The following is a 4363-nucleotide window of genomic DNA, read 5'->3' as shown; positions in this document are numbered from 1 at the left end:
CAGATAAAATTAAGTTACATTTAGGAGATGCCTTATCCCTAATTCCCCAGCTGAATTATTCATTTGACCTGGTTTTCATTGACGGTGAAAAAAATGAATATTCGGCTTACTATAATCTGGTTTTTGATAAGGTTCGTCCAGGAGGTTTTATCCTGGCTGATAATGTTTTGTGGAGCGGGAAAGTTGTTACCGAAGCTACTCGGCCCGACGGTTCGACCCGAGGGATACTGGAATTCAATGAAATGGTGCTGAATGACAAAAGGGTGGAAAAGGTTATTTTCCCTTTGAGGGATGGACTGACAATTATCCGTAAAAAGTAAATTGAAGAGAAAAAGCCTGACAAAATTATCGAAAGCCAACTGCCAATTTGGCTTTCCCTTTCAGCCTATATAATAAATTTATAATTTATATTGAATCATTCTAAATAAGAATAATATATTGATAATCAATGTGTTACGCTGATAATATTATTTAGAAAAGGTCTAAATAACCCCCTCCCGTGGCCCTGTCAAATTTGAAATATAGGCAGTTCAGTATTATTTTTGTATAAGAAAAGCAAAAATAAAAGCTAAGGACTATGACAGCGATGGAATTTAATCACCAATTGATAGGTCTGGAGAAGAATCTGAAACAATATGCCCGAAGCCTGACTTATAACCGCGATGATGCTGATGACCTGGTACAGGATACCTACCTGAAAGCTTTGGCGAATCGTAATAAATTTGCCGATTTCACCAACCTTAAGGCATGGACTTATACCATCATGAAGAATACCTTTATTAATAATTATCGCCGTTCGGTGCGCGAAAACACTGCTTTTGATAATACCAATGATTTGTATTACCTGAATGCAGGTAAAGAACCTCAATTCTACGCTCCGGATACGGATTATTCGGCAAAGGAAATAACCAGAGAGATTGAAAAACTGGAAAGCGACCTGAAACTGCCCTTTACTATGTACAACAATGGCTATAAGTATAAAGAGATTGCCCGCCAGCTCGATTTAAAAATCGGCACGGTAAAAAGCAGGATTTTTTTCTCAAGGAAAAAACTGATGAAGTCGCTTAACGAATATCAATGATTCTTCAGATTATTTTAGTCTGTATCACGCGTTTGATATCAACCAGGATGTTCTCTTCGTTATCTGAATACTGCGGTTTCAGGGAGATGAAAATGTTTTTTTCATCAGTCCCTGCAAATTCGCATAATTCGAATTCAGGAATGGCTTCAAACATCTGATTGCATAACTGTTTGTCATCCATTTTATTAAAACCACCGATTGCTTCATGCCTGATGACATGATATAATTCTGTTTCATCTGCTTGGAGTACATTCCTGGTGAGCCGTTCGGCCAGAAAATTTTTAAGTTTTTCCTTTGATACGGGTATTGTCTTCATGATTTCAGAATTTTTATTTTGAGGCAGCTCTTATTTGAGTAATTGAAGATAAAAATAATTATTGATATCTCAATATAATAAATAATTAATTTTAAACTAATATTCAACTTATTAAACCTGCTTATCAATATAAACCTGTACCTAGAAAATGCTAAAATGCCAGATAGAATTCAGCGGTAAGTTTTTTGTATTCCCTGCTATAGGATCCGTCGTTTTCTGCAACTGTAAGCAAAGAGGTTTGGGTAACCTGGGGTTTTTTCATCAGTTCAATCAGCGAACGGTATGGAGATTTGCCCGGTTTTGAATTAACCCTGGTGATTTTTGAACAGGATAGCCCGTAAGTTTTGGCTATTTCAAGAAAAAAAGTTTCTGATTCAGAGGGAAGGATAAGGCAAAATTTCCCTTCATCTGCCAACAGGGGTGGAATTCCCTGTACAAGATCCTTAAATGGAAGGATATCATTATGACGGGCTACACTTCTTTGAGAATCCGGGGCTTTTAAAGAATTGCTGAAATAAGGTGGATTTGATACGATAAGGTCGTATTTTTTATTTTCGTTTTTGCAATAAGTCTGGAAAGAGACATGCCGGACCTGGATTCTTTCTTTCCAGGGGCAGTGGTCTACATTTTCCAGGGCCTGTTGAAAAGCCAGTTTGTCAATTTCAATTCCGTCTATTGTGGCCTTTGATCTTTGGGCAAGCATGATTGCAATTAATCCTGTTCCTGTACCTATGTCAAGCGCCGTGTGTACATTATCTGTTTCTGCCCAGGCACCAAGCAATACACCGTCTGTGCCTACTTTCATGGCACAACGGTCATGGCACACAGTGAATTTTTTAAAACGGAAGTTATTGCTGGACATTGTTTACGTTGGAATTAAGGGTGGAAACTATCAATTAATATAGTATATTCCATTTTTAATCAGCGTTTTTTCAATTTCGCAAAGTAGCAAAAAAATAAAGAAGGGTATTTAACTGAGGCAAAATTATTTTTTGCGTAATTTCGCCCTATCAATTTTTCTGTTAAGTTTAAAAAATTTAAGATAATTTCATTGATCATGAATATACTCCTTATTGGTTCAGGTGGCCGGGAACATGCTATGGCCTGGAAAATAACCCAAAGCAGTTTATTGAACAAACTGTACATTGCTCCGGGTAATGCGGGCACAGCTGCATTAGGTGAAAACGTGAATATCCCCGTTGACAATTTTGATGCTATTGGGAAATTTGCTGTGGAGCATCAGGTTGATATGTTGGTGGTAGGGCCGGAAGATCCATTGGTGAACGGGATTCATGATTATTTTTTATCTGAGGAAAAATTAAGGCACATCGCCGTGATTGGCCCTCAAAAGGCTGGTGCAAAGCTTGAAGGGAGCAAGAAATTTGCCAAAGAATTTATGGGAAGGCACGATATTCCCACTGCCCGCTATAAAAGCTTTAAGAAAGAGGAGATGGATGAGGCTTTTGAATTTTTGTCTGAATTGAAACCTCCTTATGTCCTGAAAGCCGATGGTCTGGCTGCAGGGACAGGGGTATTGATTTTGAACTCAATTTCTGAAGCAAAGACAGAACTGGCCAAAATGTTTGAAGGAAAATTCGGAGAAGCCGGTAATACCGTTGTTATTGAGGAATTTCTGAAAGGTATTGAACTGTCTGTTTTTGTACTTACCGACGGGAAATCTTATAAACTCTTGCCCGAAGCTAAAGATTACAAGCGGGTAGGAGAGGGCGATACGGGATTAAACACTGGAGGCATGGGTTCTGTTTCTCCTGTTTCGTTTGCTGATAAAGATTTCATGGGTAAGGTAGAGCAGCGTATTATTCAACCTACGATTAAAGGACTATATGAGGAGCATATTCCTTATAAAGGTTTCATTTTCTTCGGATTAATCAATGTTGAAGGGAATCCTTATGTTATCGAATATAATGTCAGAATGGGTGATCCTGAAACTGAAGTGGTGATGCCCAGGTTGAAGAGCGACCTGGTGGAATTGTTTATAGGCCTGGCTCAGGGTAAGTTGGAAGAAAAAAAGTGTGAAGCCGATAGCCGCTTTGCCACTGCGGTCATGTTGACCTCTGGAGGTTATCCTGGCCCTTATCAAAAGGGGAAAGAAATTATGGGCCTTGAAAATGTCAAGGACAGCCTGGTATTTCATGCAGGGACAAAATTGCAGGATGGGAAAATACTCACCAATGGGGGCAGGGTGCTTGCAATTACATCTTTTGGGGATACCAAAGCAGATGGCCTTAAGTTATCCTATAAAAATGCTGATTTAGTTCAGTTTGAAGGAAGATATTTTAGAAAAGATATAGGTTTTGATATCTAAATAAATAATTTTTTTAGGGAATGTTTTTTAGAATATTCAGGAGTTTTAGGGTTTTAACGTTGTTTCTTATTGTTCTGACAGGAGCGCTTTTATGGATTCAAACCTATTTGCGGGTTTATGTCCATGGAGTTGTGCCTTCACCGCCAGGACAAATGCCTTTTTATCTGGAGCTGGAAAGATTGGTGGACGGGATACCTAAATTTTCTATTGGATTGACATTTAGCTTGTTGGTCCTTATCTCTTTTTTCCTGGTCAGAATTGGGACCAAATATATTTTAACTGACCGTACCTATTTCCATTCTTTGTTTTTTTTACTGCTGGCCGGGAGTTATTTCCCTATTCAACGGTTTAATGCTGCCCTGATCGGTATCCCTTTCCTGGTTTTAGCGATTGACCGGGTTTTAGGTGCTTATGCAAAAGATAAGGTTACCTATAATTACTTTGATGCAGCTATTTTAATTTCCGTTGGGAGCTTCTTCTATCCTAATCTTATCTTTTATATTTTAATGCTTTGGATAGCCTTGATTATTTTCAGACCTATCAGCTGGCGTTCATGGATTCAAACAATCATAGGCATAGCCGTACCCTATGTTTTTGTGGATTTTTGTTTTTATTATTTTAAAGGCGAGTATTTCTACCT

Annotated in this window: 6 protein-coding genes; 4 read left to right on the top strand and 2 right to left on the bottom strand. The window is 38.3% G+C overall.

Annotated elements, in window-relative coordinates:
• The coding region (locus tag Q8907_13330; protein MDP4275253.1) for a class I SAM-dependent methyltransferase at nt 1-320 on the top strand (320 nt) is incomplete at its 5' end.
• Nucleotides 321-577: 257 nt separating this feature from the next.
• Entirely contained in the window at nt 578-1081 is a 504-nt protein-coding gene (locus Q8907_13325; protein MDP4275252.1) for an RNA polymerase sigma factor, read from the top strand.
• A 4-nt stretch (nt 1082-1085) separates the two neighbouring features.
• Here the strand turns inward: Q8907_13325 and Q8907_13320 are convergent, their stop codons facing one another.
• Both Q8907_13320 and Q8907_13315 read right to left on the bottom strand, forming a co-directional pair.
• Nucleotides 1086-1397: a hypothetical protein gene (locus Q8907_13320; GenBank protein MDP4275251.1), complete on the bottom strand. Its 312-nt coding sequence runs from the start codon at nt 1395-1397 to the stop codon at nt 1086-1088.
• Between the two features lie 151 nt (nt 1398-1548).
• Complete coding sequence (locus Q8907_13315) at nt 1549-2259, bottom strand: methyltransferase (GenBank protein ID MDP4275250.1); 711 nt, start codon at nt 2257-2259, stop codon at nt 1549-1551.
• Between the two features lie 195 nt (nt 2260-2454).
• Between Q8907_13315 and purD the strand changes: the two genes are divergently transcribed.
• Nucleotides 2455-3723 carry a phosphoribosylamine--glycine ligase gene (gene purD, locus Q8907_13310; GenBank protein ID MDP4275249.1) on the top strand — a complete coding sequence of 423 codons (1269 nt, stop codon included), beginning with the start codon at nt 2455-2457 and terminating at the stop codon, nt 3721-3723.
• A 20-nt stretch (nt 3724-3743) separates the two neighbouring features.
• Nucleotides 3744-4363, top strand: a 620-nt coding sequence (locus Q8907_13305; GenBank protein MDP4275248.1) for a hypothetical protein, incomplete at its 3' end; no start/stop codon positions are given.

The sequence above is a fragment of the Bacteroidota bacterium genome, from assembly GCA_030706565.1.
Classification (GTDB): Bacteria; Bacteroidota; Bacteroidia; order Bacteroidales; family JAUZOH01; genus JAUZOH01.
Note: the sequence above shows the minus strand (reverse complement) of the source record. Positions and strands in the feature narration are given on the sequence as shown.